Origin of the sequence: Microbacterium sp. BR1, assembly GCF_002812725.1 — a bacterium.
Taxonomy (GTDB): Bacteria; Actinomycetota; Actinomycetes; order Actinomycetales; family Microbacteriaceae; genus Microbacterium.
Genome location: NZ_NMUN01000002.1, coordinates 26,518 through 42,597 on the forward strand (window position 1 = coordinate 26,518; position 16,080 = coordinate 42,597).

The 16,080-nt window shown below is 69.1% G+C and carries 21 protein-coding genes; 10 read left to right on the forward strand and 11 right to left on the reverse strand.

Annotated features, from left to right (window positions below):
* From CGU35_RS00785 to CGU35_RS00795, 3 genes are read left to right on the forward strand one after another with little or no spacing between them, the layout of a single operon-like run.
* Positions 1-369, forward strand: coding sequence for a DUF1048 domain-containing protein (locus CGU35_RS00785; protein ID WP_100809772.1), 369 nt, complete (start codon positions 1-3; stop codon positions 367-369).
* On the forward strand, positions 366-1,166 hold the full coding sequence (locus tag CGU35_RS00790; protein WP_100809773.1) for an ABC transporter ATP-binding protein: 801 nt from the start codon (positions 366-368) through the stop codon (positions 1,164-1,166). The genes CGU35_RS00785 and CGU35_RS00790 overlap by 4 nt, the downstream gene beginning before the upstream one ends.
* Positions 1,163-1,942 carry an ABC transporter permease gene (locus tag CGU35_RS00795; protein ID WP_100809774.1) on the forward strand — a complete coding sequence of 260 codons (780 nt, stop codon included), beginning with the start codon at positions 1,163-1,165 and terminating at the stop codon, positions 1,940-1,942. Before CGU35_RS00790 ends, CGU35_RS00795 begins: the two co-directional genes overlap by 4 nt.
* 334 nt (positions 1,943-2,276) lie before the next feature.
* Here the strand turns inward: CGU35_RS00795 and CGU35_RS00805 are convergent, their stop codons facing one another.
* Entirely contained in the window at positions 2,277-2,465 is a 189-nt protein-coding gene (locus CGU35_RS00805) for a hypothetical protein (RefSeq protein WP_100809776.1), read from the reverse strand.
* Between the two features lie 30 nt (positions 2,466-2,495).
* Here CGU35_RS00805 and CGU35_RS00810 point away from each other — a divergent pair, with 30 nt between their 5' ends.
* Positions 2,496-2,816 (forward strand): hypothetical protein, encoded by a 321-nt coding sequence (locus CGU35_RS00810; RefSeq protein WP_100809777.1) that lies wholly within the window; start codon positions 2,496-2,498, stop codon positions 2,814-2,816.
* A 12-nt stretch (positions 2,817-2,828) separates the two neighbouring features.
* Here CGU35_RS00810 and CGU35_RS00815 read toward each other — a convergent pair whose 3' ends face one another.
* Positions 2,829-3,383 carry a pyridoxamine 5'-phosphate oxidase family protein gene (locus CGU35_RS00815; RefSeq protein WP_100809778.1) on the reverse strand — a complete coding sequence of 185 codons (555 nt, stop codon included), beginning with the start codon at positions 3,381-3,383 and terminating at the stop codon, positions 2,829-2,831.
* 108 nt (positions 3,384-3,491) lie between these two features.
* Here CGU35_RS00815 and CGU35_RS00820 point away from each other — a divergent pair, with 108 nt between their 5' ends.
* Positions 3,492-4,109 (forward strand): cyclodeaminase/cyclohydrolase family protein, encoded by a 618-nt coding sequence (locus CGU35_RS00820; RefSeq protein ID WP_100809779.1) that lies wholly within the window; start codon positions 3,492-3,494, stop codon positions 4,107-4,109.
* A 15-nt stretch (positions 4,110-4,124) separates the two neighbouring features.
* On the opposite strand, the gene CGU35_RS00825 is transcribed toward CGU35_RS00820, so the two are convergent.
* The 3 genes from CGU35_RS00825 to CGU35_RS00835 all read right to left on the reverse strand — a co-directional run bounded on the left by CGU35_RS00825 (position 4,125) and on the right by CGU35_RS00835 (position 6,497).
* The gene (locus CGU35_RS00825; RefSeq protein ID WP_100809780.1) at positions 4,125-4,760 is read right to left on the reverse strand and encodes an NADPH-dependent F420 reductase; all 636 of its coding nucleotides are present in this window, start codon (positions 4,758-4,760) and stop codon (positions 4,125-4,127) included.
* Positions 4,761-4,827: 67 nt separating this feature from the next.
* On the reverse strand, positions 4,828-6,099 hold the full coding sequence (locus CGU35_RS00830) for an RNA polymerase sigma factor (RefSeq protein ID WP_181003483.1): 1,272 nt from the start codon (positions 6,097-6,099) through the stop codon (positions 4,828-4,830).
* Positions 6,072-6,497, reverse strand: coding sequence for a YciI family protein (locus CGU35_RS00835; RefSeq protein WP_100809782.1), 426 nt, complete (start codon positions 6,495-6,497; stop codon positions 6,072-6,074). Before CGU35_RS00835 ends, CGU35_RS00830 begins: the two co-directional genes overlap by 28 nt.
* A 158-nt stretch (positions 6,498-6,655) precedes the next feature.
* On the opposite strand from CGU35_RS00835, the gene CGU35_RS00840 reads away from it, so the two are divergent.
* Together CGU35_RS00840 and CGU35_RS00845 are read left to right on the forward strand one after the other, a co-directional pair.
* Complete coding sequence (locus CGU35_RS00840) at positions 6,656-6,859, forward strand: hypothetical protein (protein WP_100809783.1); 204 nt, start codon at positions 6,656-6,658, stop codon at positions 6,857-6,859.
* 47 nt (positions 6,860-6,906) lie between these two features.
* Positions 6,907-7,740 carry an aldo/keto reductase gene (locus tag CGU35_RS00845; protein ID WP_100809784.1) on the forward strand — a complete coding sequence of 278 codons (834 nt, stop codon included), beginning with the start codon at positions 6,907-6,909 and terminating at the stop codon, positions 7,738-7,740.
* Here CGU35_RS00845 and CGU35_RS00850 read toward each other — a convergent pair.
* Positions 7,737-8,498, reverse strand: a complete 762-nt coding sequence (locus tag CGU35_RS00850) for an SDR family oxidoreductase (RefSeq protein ID WP_308455403.1) — start codon at positions 8,496-8,498, stop codon at positions 7,737-7,739. The two genes, CGU35_RS00845 and CGU35_RS00850, sit on opposite strands and share 4 nt — an antisense overlap.
* An 80-nt stretch (positions 8,499-8,578) precedes the next feature.
* Between CGU35_RS00850 and sigJ the strand changes: the two genes are divergently transcribed.
* Complete coding sequence (gene sigJ / locus CGU35_RS00855) at positions 8,579-9,481, forward strand: RNA polymerase sigma factor SigJ (protein ID WP_232711092.1); 903 nt, start codon at positions 8,579-8,581, stop codon at positions 9,479-9,481.
* Here sigJ and CGU35_RS00860 read toward each other — a convergent pair.
* Both CGU35_RS00860 and CGU35_RS00865 read right to left on the reverse strand, forming a co-directional pair.
* Positions 9,453-9,875 carry a VOC family protein gene (locus CGU35_RS00860; RefSeq protein ID WP_100809785.1) on the reverse strand — a complete coding sequence of 141 codons (423 nt, stop codon included), beginning with the start codon at positions 9,873-9,875 and terminating at the stop codon, positions 9,453-9,455. The two genes, sigJ and CGU35_RS00860, sit on opposite strands and share 29 nt — an antisense overlap.
* Positions 9,876-9,993: 118 nt before the next feature.
* The gene (locus tag CGU35_RS00865; protein WP_181003484.1) at positions 9,994-11,184 is read right to left on the reverse strand and encodes a M24 family metallopeptidase; all 1,191 of its coding nucleotides are present in this window, start codon (positions 11,182-11,184) and stop codon (positions 9,994-9,996) included.
* Between the two features lie 136 nt (positions 11,185-11,320).
* On the opposite strand from CGU35_RS00865, the gene CGU35_RS00870 reads away from it, so the two are divergent.
* Complete coding sequence (locus CGU35_RS00870) at positions 11,321-12,367, forward strand: extracellular solute-binding protein (RefSeq protein ID WP_100809787.1); 1,047 nt, start codon at positions 11,321-11,323, stop codon at positions 12,365-12,367.
* A 32-nt stretch (positions 12,368-12,399) separates the two neighbouring features.
* On the forward strand, positions 12,400-13,656 hold the full coding sequence (locus CGU35_RS00875; protein ID WP_100809788.1) for an FAD-binding protein: 1,257 nt from the start codon (positions 12,400-12,402) through the stop codon (positions 13,654-13,656).
* A 36-nt stretch (positions 13,657-13,692) separates the two neighbouring features.
* Here the strand turns inward: CGU35_RS00875 and CGU35_RS00880 are convergent, their stop codons facing one another.
* From CGU35_RS00880 to CGU35_RS00890, 3 genes are all read right to left on the reverse strand, one after another.
* Positions 13,693-13,911, reverse strand: a complete 219-nt coding sequence (locus tag CGU35_RS00880; protein ID WP_100809789.1) for a hypothetical protein — start codon at positions 13,909-13,911, stop codon at positions 13,693-13,695.
* Between the two features lie 26 nt (positions 13,912-13,937).
* A complete protein-coding gene (locus CGU35_RS00885; RefSeq protein WP_100810054.1) occupies positions 13,938-14,906 on the reverse strand; it encodes a DNA-3-methyladenine glycosylase family protein in 969 nt (322 codons plus the stop codon).
* Positions 14,907-14,970: 64 nt separating this feature from the next.
* Positions 14,971-15,687, reverse strand: a complete 717-nt coding sequence (locus CGU35_RS00890) for a winged helix-turn-helix domain-containing protein (RefSeq protein ID WP_100809790.1) — start codon at positions 15,685-15,687, stop codon at positions 14,971-14,973.
* Between the last annotated feature and the right edge of the window lie 393 nt (positions 15,688-16,080).

A 16,080-nucleotide genomic window follows, 5' to 3' on the forward strand; every position in this document is an offset into this window, starting at 1 on the left:
ATGGCCGCCAAGTGGATCGAGACCCTGACCGGGTCGCTCGAGCAGAAGAAGCAGTACCGTCGCGACAAGGCGCGCATCGATGGGCTGCCCGAGCCCTACGGGGACGTGGCGAAAGCCATGCACCGCTATTTCATGTACTACGGGGGCATCACCGACGGCGACACCCTTGTCACGATGATCGGCGACCTGGCCGATCTGTGGGAGCGTGCCGCCGCAGACGGGACGCCGATCCGCGACATCGTCGGCGACGACCCCGTCGACTTCGCCGAGACCTTCGCCCTGGCCTACACCGGCACCCGATGGGTGGACAAGGAGCGTGCACGTCTCGCGAAGGCCGTCGAAGACGCCGAGCGGCGGCAGCGGTCATGACCGCCGCGATCCAGGCTCGCGGGATCGAGAAGTCCTTCGCGGATGTCTCGGTGCTGCGCGGCGTCGACCTCGACGTCGAGGCGGGCAGCATATTCGCGCTGCTCGGATCGAACGGGGCAGGCAAGACGACGCTCGTGCGGATCCTGTCGACACTGCTGAGGGCGGATGCCGGCACGGCCCGCGTCGCCGGGTTCGACGTGGCGACCGCGCCGGCCGACGTGCGCGAATCGATCAGCCTGACCGGGCAGTTCGCCGCGGTCGATGAGGTGCTGACGGGCCGCGAGAACCTCGTGCTCGTCGCCAGGCTTCGGCACCTGCCCGACCCCGGGGCGATCGCCGACCGGCTGCTCGCTCAGTTCTCGCTCACCGATGCGGGCGGGCGTCGCGCGGGCACCTATTCGGGCGGCATGCGCCGCAGGCTCGATATCGCAATGAGCCTGATCGGCGACCCGCCGGTCATCTTCCTCGACGAGCCGACGACGGGCCTCGACCCGCAGGCTCGTATCGAGGTGTGGCGAGCCATCACCGACCTCGCGCGCGGTGGCACGACCGTGCTGCTGACCACCCAGTACCTCGACGAGGCCGAGCATCTCGCCGACCGCATCGCGATCCTGCACCGCGGCACGATCATCCAGAGCGGGACGCTGGCCGAGCTCAAGCAACTCCTGCCACCCGCGCAGGTCGAATACATCGAGAAGCAGCCGTCGCTCGAGGACGTCTTCCTCGCCCTCGTCGGGGCGCCCGAAGAATCCGAACGATCCGACGCATCCGAAGCATCCGAAGGAGATCCGTCATGACCACCCACGTCGTCACCGCTCGCGTCATCACGGACACGAGCATCCTGACGGGACGGTCGCTGCGTCACATTCTGCGCAGCCCCGACACCATCATCACGACGGCGGTGACCCCCATCGCCCTCATGCTGCTGTTCGTGTTCGTGCTCGGCGGGGCGATCGACACCGGATCCGGCGAGTCCTATGTCAACTACATGCTGCCCGGCATCCTGCTCATCACGATCGCGTCCGGGGTCGCCTACACCGCCTACCGGCTGTTCCTCGACATGCAGGGCGGTATCTTCGAACGCTTCCAATCGATGCCGATCGCGCGATCGAGCGTGCTGTGGGCGCACGTCCTGACATCCCTCGTCGCGAATCTCGTGTCGCTCGCGCTCGTCGTCGGCGTCGCGCTGCTCCTCGGATTCCGGACGGGGGCATCGATCGGAGCGTGGCTGGCGGTGGCGGGCATCCTGATCCTGTTCACCCTGGCGCTGACGTGGATCGCCGTGATCGCGGGGCTCTCGGCCAAGACCGTCGACGGGGCGAGTGCCTTCAGCTATCCCCTGATCTTCCTGCCCTTCATCAGTTCGGCGTTCGTGCCCACCGGCTCGATGCCGGGTCCGGTCGCCTGGTTCGCCGAGAACCAACCGGTCACGTCGATCGTCGACACCATCCGTGCCCTGTTCGCCGGCCAGCCCGTCGGCGGCGATATCTGGATCGCGCTGGCCTGGCTCGCGGGCATCCTCGTCGTCGCGTACGGCTTCGCGATCGTGATCTACCGGCGCAAGCTCCGCTGAACACGGATGGCTCGCCCGGGCACATGCTCGGTGCAGAATGGGTTGGGATGGACGACCAGCTGCTGCACGAGCTCAAGACGCTCCGCGCGCGGGCCTATGGCCCCGATCCGGACATCCACGACGATCCGTCGGCGCTGACGCGGCTGCAGGACCTCGAGCAGCTCGCACGGGGGTCGGCGCCCGGGCAGCTCCCGCCGAGGCCGCCGAAGCCGCCGAAACCACCGGTGCCGCCGCTGCCCGCGATGTCGGCTCGGGTGCTCGAACCCGCGGTCGATGCCGAATCGGTAGCTCCGATCGGATCCGGGCCCGAGGGCGACCGAGAGCTCCCGCACGATCATCCTGTACGGCGCAGGGCGTGGACGAAGAAGCGCGTCGTGATCGCCTGGGGCGCCTCGCTCGCGATCGCCGTCCTGGTCACCGCGACCGTCACGGGGCTCGTGTCGCGGCGCATCCAGGCGGACCCGCGCGAGATCGCGGTGCTCGGCGTCGATACCTTCGCCGAGTGGCCGGGGATCTTCGCCAACTACACCGAGAACGGCACGCGTGAACCGGCGTGCCCGAGGGAGGAGCGGCGTTTCAGACGTTTCACGGCCTGTCGTTCTTCAAGATGCGGAACGGAATGTTCGCCTACGCGCCCGACCAGGCCTGCCTCATGGTCGTCGATTCGAGCAAGATCGACAGCGAGTCCAACTCGTTCGAAGGGGCGATCTTCTCCGGGTGCGCTGCGGGAATGTTCCCCGCGACCGTCGAGATCATCGTGACCTCCGGTCCACAACAACTGCCCGACGAACTGCTCGAGGCCTTTCCCGAGGGAACGGCGCTGCAGTTCGTGCTGGACGGTGACGAGGTCGTGGTGCTCAGCGACCAGGACTGACGATCGAGCGGCTCACGCCTTCGGCGGCGGGTGATGCGGGATCGGCCGCGGAGGCTGCGCCCGCTTCGAGTTGACGATGGGTCCGGTCACGGGTGTCGACCCCGAGGACGTGTCAGCCGCATCGAGTCGGATCCTTCGCCCGCTGACCGTCACCGGGCGAAGGCGGATCACGTAGGGCTTGCCGCCCCGATTCGTCGAGGCGAGTCGCAGGACACCGGATGCCTCGATCTCGGCGTCCGTGGCAGCATCCACATCGGTCTCCAGGCGCGCAGCGGGGCCGCGGGCGACGACGCTCCAGCGATAGCCGTCCTTCTCCCCATCGAACTCGATGGCCGCCTCGGGGTGATCGGCGATGATGCTCAGCTTCGATCCTGCCGCCGAACGGGCGTAGAGCGCGCCATCGTGTGCCAGGACGTTGAGGGGAAACACATCGGGCGTACCGTCGGCACCCGTGACAGCCAGGCGGCCGACCTCGGCCCCATCGACCAACTGCCAGCACTCCTCGACGCTCAGATGTTCAAAGGCGTGGGCTCCCGACACTCCGGGTCGTCCGTTGGATCGCGTCATGACACACGTCCCTCCTTCGGCTCTCCTTCGATTCAACTCCGTTAGAGCCCGCGTCGCTAGGGGTCAAGACCCCGGACGGGTCGGACGTACGTGACTAGGGTGTCGGGCATGGCCGAGGATTCGCGTGTTCCCGTCTCTCTATCGCTCGACGCGTGGCTCGATCGTCTGTCGCAACGGGGCGGCGAGCCCGGCGGGGGTGCGGCCTCGGGCGTGATGCTCGCGATCGGGGCGGCGCTGCTGCACATGGTTGCGGCGTATACCCCGGACGATGAGCGCGCACAGCGGTGCGGGCGGCGTGCGGTCGAGCTTCGCGGCGACGCGCTGCGGGCGGCGGAGGACGACGGTGTGCGTTCGGCGGCTCTCGGCGCGGCGCTCGCCGCCGACTCCTCGCCCGAGCGGGACGGACGGATCGTCGACGCCGGCACCGCGGGCGGCGAATCATCCGCGACGCTCGTGGCGATCGGTGAGGCCCTCGCCGCCGAGCTGCGCGTCCTCGCCGATCGCGGCAATCCGAACCTCATCGCGGACGTCGCGGTCGCTGCCGAGGCGATCGGTGCGGGCCTCGGCGGCGCGCTCACGAACCTGCGCGCTTGCCTCGCCCTGACCCGGCGGCATCTGCCCACGGGTCAGGCGGAGCTGCCGAGTCGCTTCGACGAGGTGGTGCGGAAGGCTGCCGCCGCGCGGGAAGACGTCGCGCTCCTCGCGCGGGCCGTCGAAGAGCGCTAGGTCAGCGCCGTCTGATCAGCGCTGCGCCGCGGCGAGGTTGGCACGAAGCTCGTCGGCGTCCTGGCGCACGCCATACGCCGGGGTGTCGCGCTCGACGCGCCAACTCTCCGCGAGCGAACCGATGTCGACGGTGTCGTAGCCGAAGGCGTCGTACAGGTCGGTCACGAACCGTGCCGCCTCGGGCGAGTCGCTCGCCGTCGCGAGAGCGCGACGCCGTGACGTTCCGGCCGGCTCGCCGTCGGTGAGGATCTGCGCCGCCACGATGTGGTTGAACGCCTTGGCGACCTTCGCGTCGGGAAGGTGGCGCTGCAGCAGCTGCGACGTCGTGACCCGCTTCTCGTCGAGCTCGACGATGTGTCCGTCGCGCTCCCAGTAGTAGTTGTTCGTGTCGAGCACGAACTTTCCCGCGAGGGGGCCCACGGGAACCGTGTCGATCGCCCGGAGCGGGACCGTCACGATGACCCATTCACCGGATTCCGCCGCCTGTTCCGGTGTTCCCGCGGTCGCGCGCGGCCCGAGCGTGTCGACGAGCTCGGTGAGTGTCTCCGGCCCTCGGGAGTTGCTGATGACGATTTCGTATCCGCGGTCGACCAGCCCCTGTGCGAGCGCTGATCCGATGCGGCCTGCCCCGATGATTCCTACGCGTGTCATGTCGAGGTCAACACCGCGCCTCCGTCCGCGCATTCCCGGGAGCGGAGAACCTGCGGGGACGCTCCCCTCAGAGGGCGTCGGCCTTCGCCTCGAGCACGGCTCGCTCGCGCTCATTGGCGGCCAAGCCTGCGGCAACCAGCAGCTCCGAGCGTGCCTCGCGGGTGCGCCCCAGCCGGGCGAGCAGTTCGCCCCGAACGCTCGGCAGCAGATGAGATCCCCTCAGGACGCCCTCCGAGGCCAGACCGTCGACGATGCGGAGCGCGCTCGCCGGGCCCGTGGCCATCGACACGGCGACCGCGCGGTTGAGTTCGACGACGGCGCTCGGCGCGATCCGGCCGAGCGCCTCATAGAGGATGACGATGCGCTCCCAATCTGTCTCGGCCACGCTCGGCGCGACGGCATGGCATTCGGCGATGGCCGCCTGCAGGGCATACGCGCCTCGTCCCCGAGCGCGGTCGCGGCCCCAGGCATCCGCTCGCGACAAAGCCGCGCGCCCACGGGCGATCTGTGCATGGTCCCATTTCGCGCGGTCCTGATCGGCGAGAAGCACCGGTGATCCATCGGCCGCCGTGCGCGCGCCGAAACGGGATGCCTGCAGCTCCATCAGGGCGAGCAGCGCCTGCACGTCGGGCTCGCGCGGCATGAGTGTCGCGAGCACCCGCCCGAGCCGGATCGCCTCATTGGCGAGCTCGACGCGGACCCACCGATCGCCCGAGGTCGCCGCATACCCCTCCGTGAAGACGAGATACACCACGCTCAGCACGCCGGTGAGGCGCTCCGGCCAGGCCGACGGATCCGGTACCTCGAACGGCACGGCCGCCGCGGCAAGGGTCTTCTTGGCGCGGGTGATGCGTGCCTGCACGGTCGCGACGGGCACCAGCAGCATCCGTGCGATCTCTTCGGTCGTCAGCCCACCGACGACGCGGAGCGTCAGTGCGACCTGCGACTCCCGCGAGAGCACCGGGTGGCACGCGATGAAGACCAGGCGCAGGACGTCGTCCTCGATCGGCTCCCACGTCTCGCCATGATCCGATCTCTCGGTTTCAACGGACAGGTCATGGGCGATCGCGGCATACCGCTCGTCGAGCCGCTCGCGTCGCCGCCACCCGTCGATCGCGCGGCGCTTCGCGACGGATGTCAACCACGCTCCCGGGTTGCGGGGCACCCCGTTCTCCGGCCAATCCTCGAGCGCCTCGACGACCGCCTGCTGCGCGACATCCTCGGCGAGCCCCACGTCTCCGGTCACCCTGACGAGGGTCGCGACGATGCGGGCTCCCTCGATGCGCCAGACGGCGTCGACGCGCCGTCGGATCAATTCGTGCCGAGTTCCTGACGCCACTGTTCTTCCTTCTGCACGTACTCGTTGTCGGCGTAGTCCGCGAAGTCCGTCTCGTCGGTCACCCGCCGCACTTCGAGCTTGCTGCCAGGACCGAGGGGGCAGCGCTTCGCCCACTCGGCGGCTTCTTCTTTCGAGGATGCCTCGATGATCCAGAATCCGTTGAACAGCTCGTGCGTCTCGCCGTAGGGGCCATCCGTCACGATCGGGACCTCGCTCGCGAAGTCGACGACGAAGCCCTCCTTCGCGTCCGCGAGGCCCTCGCCCGCGAGCAGGACGCCCGCCTTCATCATCGACTCGTTGTACGCGCCCATCGCGTTGATCACGGCTTCGAAATCCATGGTCGCGTAGTCCTCGACCGCGGCCTCGTTCGATCGCATGATCAGCATGTACTTCGTCATCTTTTGCTCCTCGTCGTTGCTCGGCCGATCCGCGGCCGCCGGTGGGGGCTCCTGCGTCCTCCTACTATCGCGTCGAACCGCGACGAGCGAAATCGACATCGTGAGCGAAGTTCCCGGTACGGCCCGCTCGCGGTCGCGCGGTGCCTACCCTGGGCGGTATGGAATACCTCATCGTGCTGGCGGTCACGGTCCTGCTCCTCGCGATCTTCCTCGTTTGGGCGTGGGTGCACTGGCGACGCACGCGCGCGATGCGTCGTGATGACCTGCGGCGGGTCGGTGATGAGACAGAGGTGACCCCGGCCGAGGCGTCGCGGCGGGCCGAGGGCGAGGCGGCCTGGACGCGCATCAGCGGCGGACTCTGACTGTCAAGGGGTCGCTCGCCGATCCCCACCTGCGTCAGGATGTCCGCATGCTCACGATTCCCGAAGTCACTCTCAACGACGGTCACCGCTTCGCAGAGCTCGGTCTCGGCACCTATGGTCTGCGCGCCGAAGAAGGGGTCGTCGCGGTCGCCTCGGCCATAGATTCGGGCTATCGGCTTCTCGACACGGCGCTGAACTACGAAAACGAGGCCGAGGTGGGCGAGGGGATTCGCCGCAGCAGCGTCGACCGCGACGAGCTCATCGTCACGACGAAGCTGCCGGGGCGCCACCACGGGTACCGCGAGACGATCGCGAGCGCGCGGGCCTCCCTCACGGAGCTCGGGCTCGACCGGATCGATCTCTATCTGATCCACTGGCCGAACCCGCGCGTCGACAAGTACGTCGACACGTGGAAGGCGATGATCCACCTCCGTGACGAGGGTCTGCTCGGCTCGATCGGCGTCTCGAACTTCACGATCGGGATGCTGGATCGCCTCGTCGACGAGACGGGCGTTGTGCCGGCTGTCAACCAGGTCGAATTGCACCCCTACTTTCCGCAGGAGCAACTGCGCGCCTATCACGCGGCCCACGGCATCCGTACCGAGAGCTGGAGCCCGCTGGCCAGGCGCAGCGAGCTCCTGGACGAACCCATCGTCCAGGAACTCGCCGAGGTGCACCGCGTCACGCCCTCGCAGCTCGTGTTGCGCTGGCACGTCGAGTTGGCCAGCACACCGATCCCGAAGTCCGCCGATCCCGAGCGCCAGCGCGAGAACGCCGACGTCTTCGGGTTCTCGCTCGGCGCCGAGGAGGTCGCCGCCATCTCGGCCCTCGAGCGCGGTCGGCTGTGGGACGGCGACCCCGAATCGCACGAAGAGTTCTAGCGGCGGACGGGTCCGAGCGCGGACAGCCACTCCGCGAAAGTCTGGCGTCCGAGCACGGCGTCGGGCGTGGCGAGCAGCGAGCCGTCGCGTTGCGCGCGACCCAGTGCCCCCGGCAACGAGATAGCGGGGATCCATCCGCGATGCCCCGTCGCGACCGCATAGGCGCGGATCATCTCGACCAGAGACTCTTCACGGGGCCCGGCGAGGTCGGGCACGCGACCCGCGGGGCCGGCCTCAACGCTGTCGATCAGCCTCTCGGCGACCTCGCGTGCAGCGACCGGCTGCGTGCGCATGCGCGGTGCCAGATGCACGGGTCCCAGCTTCGCCCGGACGTACAGTTGCGCCGCGAAGTCATGGAATTGCGTCGCGCGCTGGATGGTCCATGGCACGGCGCCGGTTTCGACGAGCGCCTCTTGCGCCACCTTGCCCGCGTAGTACCCATCGGGGGCCCGATCGACTCCCACGATCGAGAGCACCAGGTGGTGACCAACACCGGCGCGCTGCTCTGCGTCGAGAAGCATCCGTGTCGCCCGTTCGAAGAAGGCCACGGATGCATCGCGCGACGTCGTGGACAGGTTGGTGGTATCCACCACGGATTGCACGTCGGCCAGGGCGCGATCCAGGCCCCCGCCCGTCAGCACGTCGACCCCCTTCGCACGGGACAGTATCCGCACATCGTGTCCGCGCTCGCGCGCCACGTCCACGACGTGCCGCCCGACCGCCCCCGTACCGCCAGCCACCGCAATATTCATGTTCATACTGAGATGACGATTTCACTTGCCAGAATGTGAGGCGGTGGGTCGGTCAGGCCGCCGCGGTACGAGCGTGGGAGGTGCGGTTGAGCGAGACGCACGTGCCGGTGGCGGGCTCGGAGATCGCCGGTGAGCGCCACCATCTGATGAAGATCGCGTATCGCCTGCTGGGCACGGTGGCCGATGCCGAGGACGCGGTGCAAGAAGCGTTCGCGCGCTGGTACCGGCTCGCGGAAGCCGATCGCGTTGCGATCGATGTGCCGCGAGCGTGGCTGACACGGGTCACGAGCCGGATCTGCCTCGATCACCTGGGTTCGGCGCGGGCGCGTCGGGACACGTATGTGGGGGAGTGGCTGCCCGAACCTGTGCCCGCCGAATCGTATCTCGCGGCGAGTGATCCGCTGGCGCGGGCGGCGCTCGCCGAGGACGTCGGACTTGCCCTGCTGGTCGTACTCGAGACCCTCACACCGGCCGAACGGGTCGCCTTCGTGCTCCACGATGTCTTCGCGCTGCCATTCGGCGAGATCGCGGAGATCGTCGGGCGCACCCCGGCCGCGTGCAGGCAGCTTGCGACCGCCGCACGGCGCCGACTTCGCGCGGACCGAGCCTCGCGCGCTCCTCGTACGCGGCACGACGAACTCGCTCGCGTGTTCGCCGAGGCGTGCTCGGGTGGAGACCTCCACGCACTGATCGCCGTGCTCGACCCTGCGGTGGTGCTGCGATCGGACGGCGGGGGGCGCGTCTCCGCGGCGCGGCGCCCCGTTTTCGGTGCGGATGCCGTCGCGAGATTCGTACTCGGGGTGCTCCGCAAGAACCCCGAGGTCCAGGTCGAGCCGCGCCTCATGTCGGATGGCGTGGTGTTCGTCTGGCAGCGCGCGGGCCGCGCGGCCGGGGTGCTCGCGCTCCGCGCTTCGAGTGAGTGCATCACGGATGTCTGGATCGTGATGAACCCCGACAAGCTCAGGGCGTGGGACTCTGCGACGCGTTGAGCGCGATCATCCAGTCGATGCCGAACCTGTCGGTGACCATTCCGAACCGGCCGCCCCACGGCGGCGTCTCGAACGGCATTCCGATCGTGCCGCCATCGGCCAGCGCATCCCAGTATCCCTGGAGCTCGTCTTCGTCGTCACCGCTGACCGAGATCGAGAACCCCGCCGCCGGGACGTACGGCATCGAGCTCGGAGTGTCAGCGGCCATCAGCACGAAGCCCGCGGGCGACTCCAGCTGTCCATGCATGATCAGATCGTTCTCGCTCGGGTCCTGTCCCATGTCGAACGAGGCGAACGTGTCGAGTTCCAACTCGCCGCCGAACACGGATCGATAGAACTCCAGCGCGGGCCGCGCCTGATCTCGGAACGCGAGGTAAGGGTTGAGACGGGACATATCGGCTCCTCTCCGGATGCGAACGCCGCGCCGCGCGGCACGCCCAGTGTGATCCGGGCTTCCGACATCCGCAAGGGCACCGTCCGCAAGGCGTCATCCGTCAGACCGTCCCGGGCGTTCAGCCGACCATCAGCAGCTCCCGGGGGATACCGGACAGGCTCCGCAGGCCATCCGCCGTCATCGCAACGGTGTCGATCGCCGCGGCTTCGTCGTGCGCGAGCGTATCGCGCAGGATCGACTCGAAGTTCGAGACGTACCCCTCGCGCAACGTGATCCGCTGGGGACCGTCGTTGGCGAGGTAGGTGTGACCCACCCAGCTCGGCGGGAACGAGATCCCGAGCGCGTAGCCGCCCGTCCACCAGATGTCCTCGTCGGCGACGCGCTCGCGCAGCGTCCGCTCGGCCGCGGCCATGGCGATCGCGGGATCCGCGTCGAGTTCGGCGGTCGCGCAGAGCGTTTCGAGACTGGCGGCCGCGCCGGCGAGGAGGTCCGAGACACGCTGGTTGGGGCGCCCCAGGGAGAAGACGCGGCTGAGGTTGACGTGGTACCTGTCGACCACGGCGCTCGCGTCGATCGACACGATGTCGCCCGGCTCGAGTCGGCGTGTCGAGGGGAACCCATGCACATCGCGCCACGCGGTCGGGCCGGACGAGACGAGCGGATGCTGCGCCGGAACCTCCCCGCCCTGTTCCGACATCAGGTTCGTGACGAGCGCGGCCACCTCGAGCTCCGACATCCCCGGGCGCAGCCGCTCGTGCAGCGCACGAAACGTCGTGTCTGCGATGCGTGCCGCGGCGTGGACGCGTTCGAGCTCGGCCGGGGACTTGTAGACACGCAGACCGTCGACGATCCAGTCGCCCGCAACGACGGAGCAGCCGCGCGCGGTGAGCTCGGCGGCCACCCCGTTCATCACACCCGCTACGGGCGTGGGCGACGACCACTCGAGCGCAACGCGGACTCCCGGGGTGCGGCGCGCGATCTGTTCAGCGACAGTGACGTGGCCCGTGCCGTATTCGACGAACTCTGCCTCGTCGTAGAGCGCGTCGTAGAGGAGGAACTCGGCGTGGCGTGACCAGTCGAAGAAGACCGTGTCGCCGAATACCGTGTCGCCACCTGCCCACACGGCGAGTCCGACGGGAAGGCGCGGCGGGTACCAGGACGCCTCGTAGTCCGAGAGCCAGTAGAGGTTCGCCGGGGAAGTGACGAGCAGCACGTCGATGTCGGCCGCGCGCAGCGCGGTGCGGAGATCCGCGAGGCGCCGAGCGTATTCGTCCAGCGGGAAGGTGGGGTTCTCGGGGACGTTGCGCACGGACATTCCTCCTGAAAGATTGGATCCCAATGGCTTAACTGTGGATACTATCCTCACGAGGTTCGTCATCGTTCGCCTCATGCTCCTTTCGCACCACAGCACGACCTGCCCCCTGCTGCTCCCGGAAAGGCTTCACATGCGCGTTATCCGTTCTCTCACCGCCGGTTCGGCGGTTCTCGTTCTCGCCGCCCTCGTCACGTCATGCGCATCCACCGCATCCGACGGTTCCCCCGCCGAAGCGGGCGGATCGCTCGTCTGGGCCGACTACGGCGGCTCCACGAATGCGGCGTTCACCGACGTCTTCTTCGACGACTTCACCGCCGAGACCGGGATCGAGGTCATCTCGACCACGATCGCCGGGGCCGTCCAGTACGAGATGTTCGACGGGGGCGAAGGCGACTACGACCTGCAGATGACCGGGCTCGCCGAGATCGAGCTCTACCAGGACAACCTGCTCGAGTTGCCGGGCAGCGTGCCGCGCGGTGACCTCCTCCCGGACGGGGTGGAGGACTACGCCGTCGGCACGATGCAGATCGGCTACGCGCAGGGCTACCTCGACGAGACGTTCCCCGATGGCGGCCCCCAGAACTGGGCGGACTTCTGGGACGTGGAGGCTTTCCCGGGGATGCGCGCCGTTCCCGGGGAATACCACGATTTCATGTTCGAGGCCGCCCTGATCGCCGACGGGGTCGCCCCCGAAGACCTGTACCCCCTGGACTTCGATCGCGCGATCGCCAAGCTCGACGAGATCAAGCCCTACCTGACGTACTACACCGAGTACCCGCAGGTGCAGCAGCTGCTCTCGTCGGGCAGCGCCGCGATAGCCTTCGGCCCGAACGGGCTCTTCGCCGGCCTCTCGAACGAGGGACTCGATGTCACGGTCGTCTGGGACGGAGCCTTCGTCGAGGCCAACATGTTCGTGATCGCCTCGGCCGCCCCCAACTCCGAGAACGCGTTCGCGCTCGCCGAGTTCCTGGCAGACCCGGAACGTCAGGCGGCGTTCTCGGAGCGGACGAACTACGGACCCAGCATGTCCGAAGCGTTCGACTACATGGACGACGAGCTCATCGAACGCCTGCCGAATGCGCCGAGCCACACCGCGATCATCCCGGCGAACCCGAGCGGCCGCGCCGATGCCTACGAAGAGTCGGTAGACCGCTACACCGCCTGGCTCGCCGGGTAGGCGTCACGCTCCCGGGGCGACAGGATGGAGGGATGACGACCCTCAACTGGTCCGGGAACGTTCGCTTCGGCGCGAGGTCGGTGGAAAGCCCCGCCGACCTCGCGCAGTTGCGCCGTCTGGTCACCGGCAACGAGAGGGTGCGCGCGCTCGGCTCACGCCACTCGTTCAACGCGATCGCCGACACCGACGGCGTGCTGATCGACCTGTCGCGGCTCGACGTGCCCTACGAGATCGACGAGGACGCAGGCTCCGCGTGGGTTCCGGCGGCCGCTCGGTATGCCGAGATCGCGGCCACGGTCGATCGTCGTGGCCTGGCGCTGCGCAACATGGGCTCGTTGCCGCACATCTCCGTCGGCGGAGCGATCGCGACGGGGACGCACGGCTCGGGTGATGGCAACCGCATTCTCGGGGCATCCGTCACGGGTCTCGAGATCGTCCGTGCCGACGGGCGCCTCGACACGATCGAGCGTGACGATCCGCGCCTCGCGGGGTCGATCGTCGGGCTCGGCGCGCTCGGCATCACCACGCGCGTGCGCCTCGAACTCGTGCCCTCGTTCGACGTTCGGCAGGACATCTTCCTCGGCGCCCCCTGGGGTGAGGTGCTCGATGGCTTCGACGCCGTGATGGGTGCCGGCTACAGCGTCAGCCTGTTCATCGCGGAGTGGGGAACGGATGTCGTCGACCAGGTCTGGGTGAAGACGGTGACGGATGCGACGAATGCCGAACCCGCTCTGCCACCGGGCGTGACGGCCGAGCGCGCCACGCGGCAGATCGGGCCCATCGCATCCGGTCCCGCCGATTCGGTCACCCCGCAGCTCGGGGTACCGGGGCGCTGGCTCGACCGGCTGCCGCACTTCCGTCGGGACGCGCCGCCCAGCAACGCGGGCGACGAATTGCAGTCCGAGTACTTCGTGGCGCGGCAGGACGCCCCGGCGGCCCTGCTCGCGCTCCGCGCCCTCGCCGCGAGCATCGCGCCGGTGCTGCTCGTCTCGGAGGTACGCAGCATCGCGGCGGACGAGCTGTGGTTGAGCGGCGCGTACGGCCGCGAGACGATCGCCCTGCACTTCACCTGGAGGAACGATCCGGACGGCGTCGCCGCTTTGCTGCCGACGATCGAGGCGGCGCTCGCGCCCTTCGACGCCCGCCCCCACTGGGGCAAGCTCTCGGCCGCGGGTGGAGGGACGACGGTCGACCGCTACCCGAAGGGCGGGGATTTCCGTGCACTCGTCGCGGCGGAAGACCCCGACGGACGATTCACGAACCCGTACCTCGAGCGCGTTCTCGCCTGAGCGGACCGGCGCTTCAGAGGAACGGCACTTCAGAGGTCAGAGCTGGATGCCGTGGTTCTCGTCGTTCACGCCGGCGTTGCGGCCGCGCCACGATTCGTAGGCGATGAGCCAGCCGAGCGACACGGCGACGCCGATCACGATGCCGAGCCAGACATTCGACAGGCCCAAGCCCACGAGCGCTCCCGCGATGATCAGACCGATGGTCCCGAGCAGCCACTGCACCCGGCCGCGCGGCCAACGCTTCTGTCCTGACATGACCCCAGCCTAGGGGGCCGTGTCCGTCAGCGCGTCCGGTGATCTTCGGGGTGCAAGCGCGGTCCTCGCCGCGGCTCGCGCGCACCGCTCAGCCGGATCAGGCGGATGACGCGCTGGCGCTGCCCGGCCCACGGCGCGAGCAGTTCGAGCATGCCGTCGTCGTCGACGCGATGCCCGGTCAATGCGTAGCCGACCTCATGGGCCAGGTGGTAGTCGCCGACGCTGACGGCATCCGGATCGCCGAAGGCTCGGATGCGTGTCTCTGCCGCCGTCCAGGGGCCCACGCCGCGCACGCTCGTCAGCACGCGGTCACGATCGCCGCCGCCCGCCCCGCGTTCGGCCGCGGCCACCAGCGAACGGCCGATCCGCGCTGCCTCGACGATGGCACGCGACTGCGGTGGTTCGACCCCCGCACGATGCCAGGACCATGACGGGATGCTCCGCCACCCGTCGATCGTGGGTGGGGCGAACAGGGCCACCGGTGTCGGGCCCGGGGCTCGTTCGCCATGCCGGCGCACGAGGCTGCGCCAGGCCGCGAATGCCTGCATGCCCGTGACCTTCTGCTCGATGATCGCGCCGGCGAGCGCGTCGAAGACGAGGTCGGTGCGACCGAGCCGCAGCCCGATGCTGCGGCGATGGGCTTCCCCGAGAAGGGGGTGATCGCCGGGTCGGAAGGCCGCGGGGTCGTCGGACGCGCCGCAGAGGTCCGGGACCTGTGCGAGGGCCCACTCGGCGCCGGCACCCCATGCCGCGACGCGGACGGCACCCGAGGCATCCTGTCGCAGGGCGACCGTCGCCGTGCCCATCGGGGTGCGGCTCGCACGCCAGATGACGGGGCCATCGCGAACGATGGTCGGATCGGCGGCCCCGCGTCGCTGGAACATGACGACCTGCGCCAGGTTCAGAACGTGCGCGGGGCGGTAGACGGACTCGCGGGGAGGGGTGCGCCGGGCGACGGGCACCGCGATTGCGGTGGCGCCCACCGACGTGCCCATCGTCATGCGCCCACCATACGGCGGGGGTCCGACGCGGACACCATTCCGGATGCCGCGAAGGCGCTCAGAACCGGTCGGGGGAGGGCGTTCCGTGCCCGTAGCGGATCGAGACATCCGCGTGCCGGTCGAACCGGTAGCCGACGCCGCGCACCGTGCGCACGATGTCTTCGTACCGGCCGAGCTTGGCGCGCAGGCGTCGCACGTGCACGTCGATCGTGCGCTCGCCGGGGGCGTCGTCGTCGGTCGCTGACCAGAGCGACGACACCAGCTCCGTTCGTTCGATCGTGCGGCCTTCACGCAGGACCAGGTACTGCAGCAGCTCGAACTCCTTGTACGTGAACGCCGCGGATTCGCCGTCCAGAAGCACCTTCTTGCGCGAGATGTCGACGATCACGCCGACGGCCGAGTCCCCGGTGTCGTCCGCGTCACGCCGACTGCGGGCGACGGCGGAGGGCTCGTGCAGGGCGAGGCGAACGAGGTCGACATCGCGTCCGCCCGCGTCCGTCGGCGCGAGTGCGACGGTGGCGTACGTCTCGGCATCCGGTGCGAGGTCGGCGAGGGTCCGCCGGAGCGCTTCGACGAGGGTGCCGAGGCTGACGCCCGCGGCGGCGGCCTTCTGTTCGTCGAGGCCGACGTACAGGGCGAAGCCGCGGGGTGCCGTGCGGGCCGCAGCCGCACGCGCGGGTGGGACGGCAGGGGCTGCGGGGGAGGGAAGCGACGCCACCGGACGCAGGTGCGCGGGGCGAGCGGCGGGGGCTTCGAGAAGGGCGGTGTTCGACATGATGAGGTCTTCTTCCGGAAAGGAACCCTGCGGGTTCTCCGAGGTACTGCGAGGTGTCGGCGTGTGGCCGGGAAAGGGGTGTCCGTCGGCCCCGCCAGAGGCGGGAGCGGCACCCGGGGCCATCGCGGCCACGTCGGCGGCGGCGGGTAGGCCCGGCTGGGTCACGTGATCAGCGACACATTCGACAACAGATGGCAACGCGACACATGACGGCGCGACCGGCGCTCATCATGCCGGCACTCCGGTTCGCCTCCCAGGCGGACACAGGGCGTGCGTTGTCACTCATGCCGCCGATTATCTCCGAGATCGTCAGGATGTGTCAAACCGCCCAGGTGACGCCCCCCTCGCATCCCCCGACGGTGCACATTGTTCAGTCCGGGACACGGGCACCCG

What these genes read in the sequence shown, in the direction of transcription:
- CGU35_RS00825 (WP_100809780.1), bottom strand. Translation starts at nt 4,760, where the DNA reads ATGACACGCGTAGGAATCATCGGGGCAGGCCGCATCGGATCAGCGCTC.
- CGU35_RS00860 (WP_100809785.1), bottom strand. Translation starts at nt 9,875, where the DNA reads ATGTCCCGTCTCAACCCTTACCTCGCGTTCCGAGATCAGGCGCGGCCC.
- CGU35_RS00795 (WP_100809774.1), top strand. Translation starts at nt 1,163, where the DNA reads ATGACCACCCACGTCGTCACCGCTCGCGTCATCACGGACACGAGCATC.
- CGU35_RS00790 (WP_100809773.1), top strand. Translation starts at nt 366, where the DNA reads ATGACCGCCGCGATCCAGGCTCGCGGGATCGAGAAGTCCTTCGCGGAT.
- CGU35_RS00875 (WP_100809788.1), top strand. Translation starts at nt 12,400, where the DNA reads ATGACGACCCTCAACTGGTCCGGGAACGTTCGCTTCGGCGCGAGGTCG.
- CGU35_RS00815 (WP_100809778.1), bottom strand. Translation starts at nt 3,383, where the DNA reads ATGACGCGATCCAACGGACGACCCGGAGTGTCGGGAGCCCACGCCTTT.
- CGU35_RS00885 (WP_100810054.1), bottom strand. Translation starts at nt 14,906, where the DNA reads ATGGGCACGTCGGTGGGCGCCACCGCAATCGCGGTGCCCGTCGCCCGG.
- CGU35_RS00890 (WP_100809790.1), bottom strand. Translation starts at nt 15,687, where the DNA reads ATGTCGAACACCGCCCTTCTCGAAGCCCCCGCCGCTCGCCCCGCGCAC.
- CGU35_RS00820 (WP_100809779.1), top strand. Translation starts at nt 3,492, where the DNA reads ATGGCCGAGGATTCGCGTGTTCCCGTCTCTCTATCGCTCGACGCGTGG.
- CGU35_RS00835 (WP_100809782.1), bottom strand. Translation starts at nt 6,497, where the DNA reads ATGACGAAGTACATGCTGATCATGCGATCGAACGAGGCCGCGGTCGAG.
- CGU35_RS00880 (WP_100809789.1), bottom strand. Translation starts at nt 13,911, where the DNA reads ATGTCAGGACAGAAGCGTTGGCCGCGCGGCCGGGTGCAGTGGCTGCTC.
- CGU35_RS00850 (WP_308455403.1), bottom strand. Translation starts at nt 8,498, where the DNA reads ATGAACATGAATATTGCGGTGGCTGGCGGTACGGGGGCGGTCGGGCGG.
- CGU35_RS00840 (WP_100809783.1), top strand. Translation starts at nt 6,656, where the DNA reads ATGGAATACCTCATCGTGCTGGCGGTCACGGTCCTGCTCCTCGCGATC.
- CGU35_RS00785 (WP_100809772.1), top strand. Translation starts at nt 1, where the DNA reads ATGGCCGCCAAGTGGATCGAGACCCTGACCGGGTCGCTCGAGCAGAAG.
- CGU35_RS00845 (WP_100809784.1), top strand. Translation starts at nt 6,907, where the DNA reads ATGCTCACGATTCCCGAAGTCACTCTCAACGACGGTCACCGCTTCGCA.
- CGU35_RS00870 (WP_100809787.1), top strand. Translation starts at nt 11,321, where the DNA reads ATGCGCGTTATCCGTTCTCTCACCGCCGGTTCGGCGGTTCTCGTTCTC.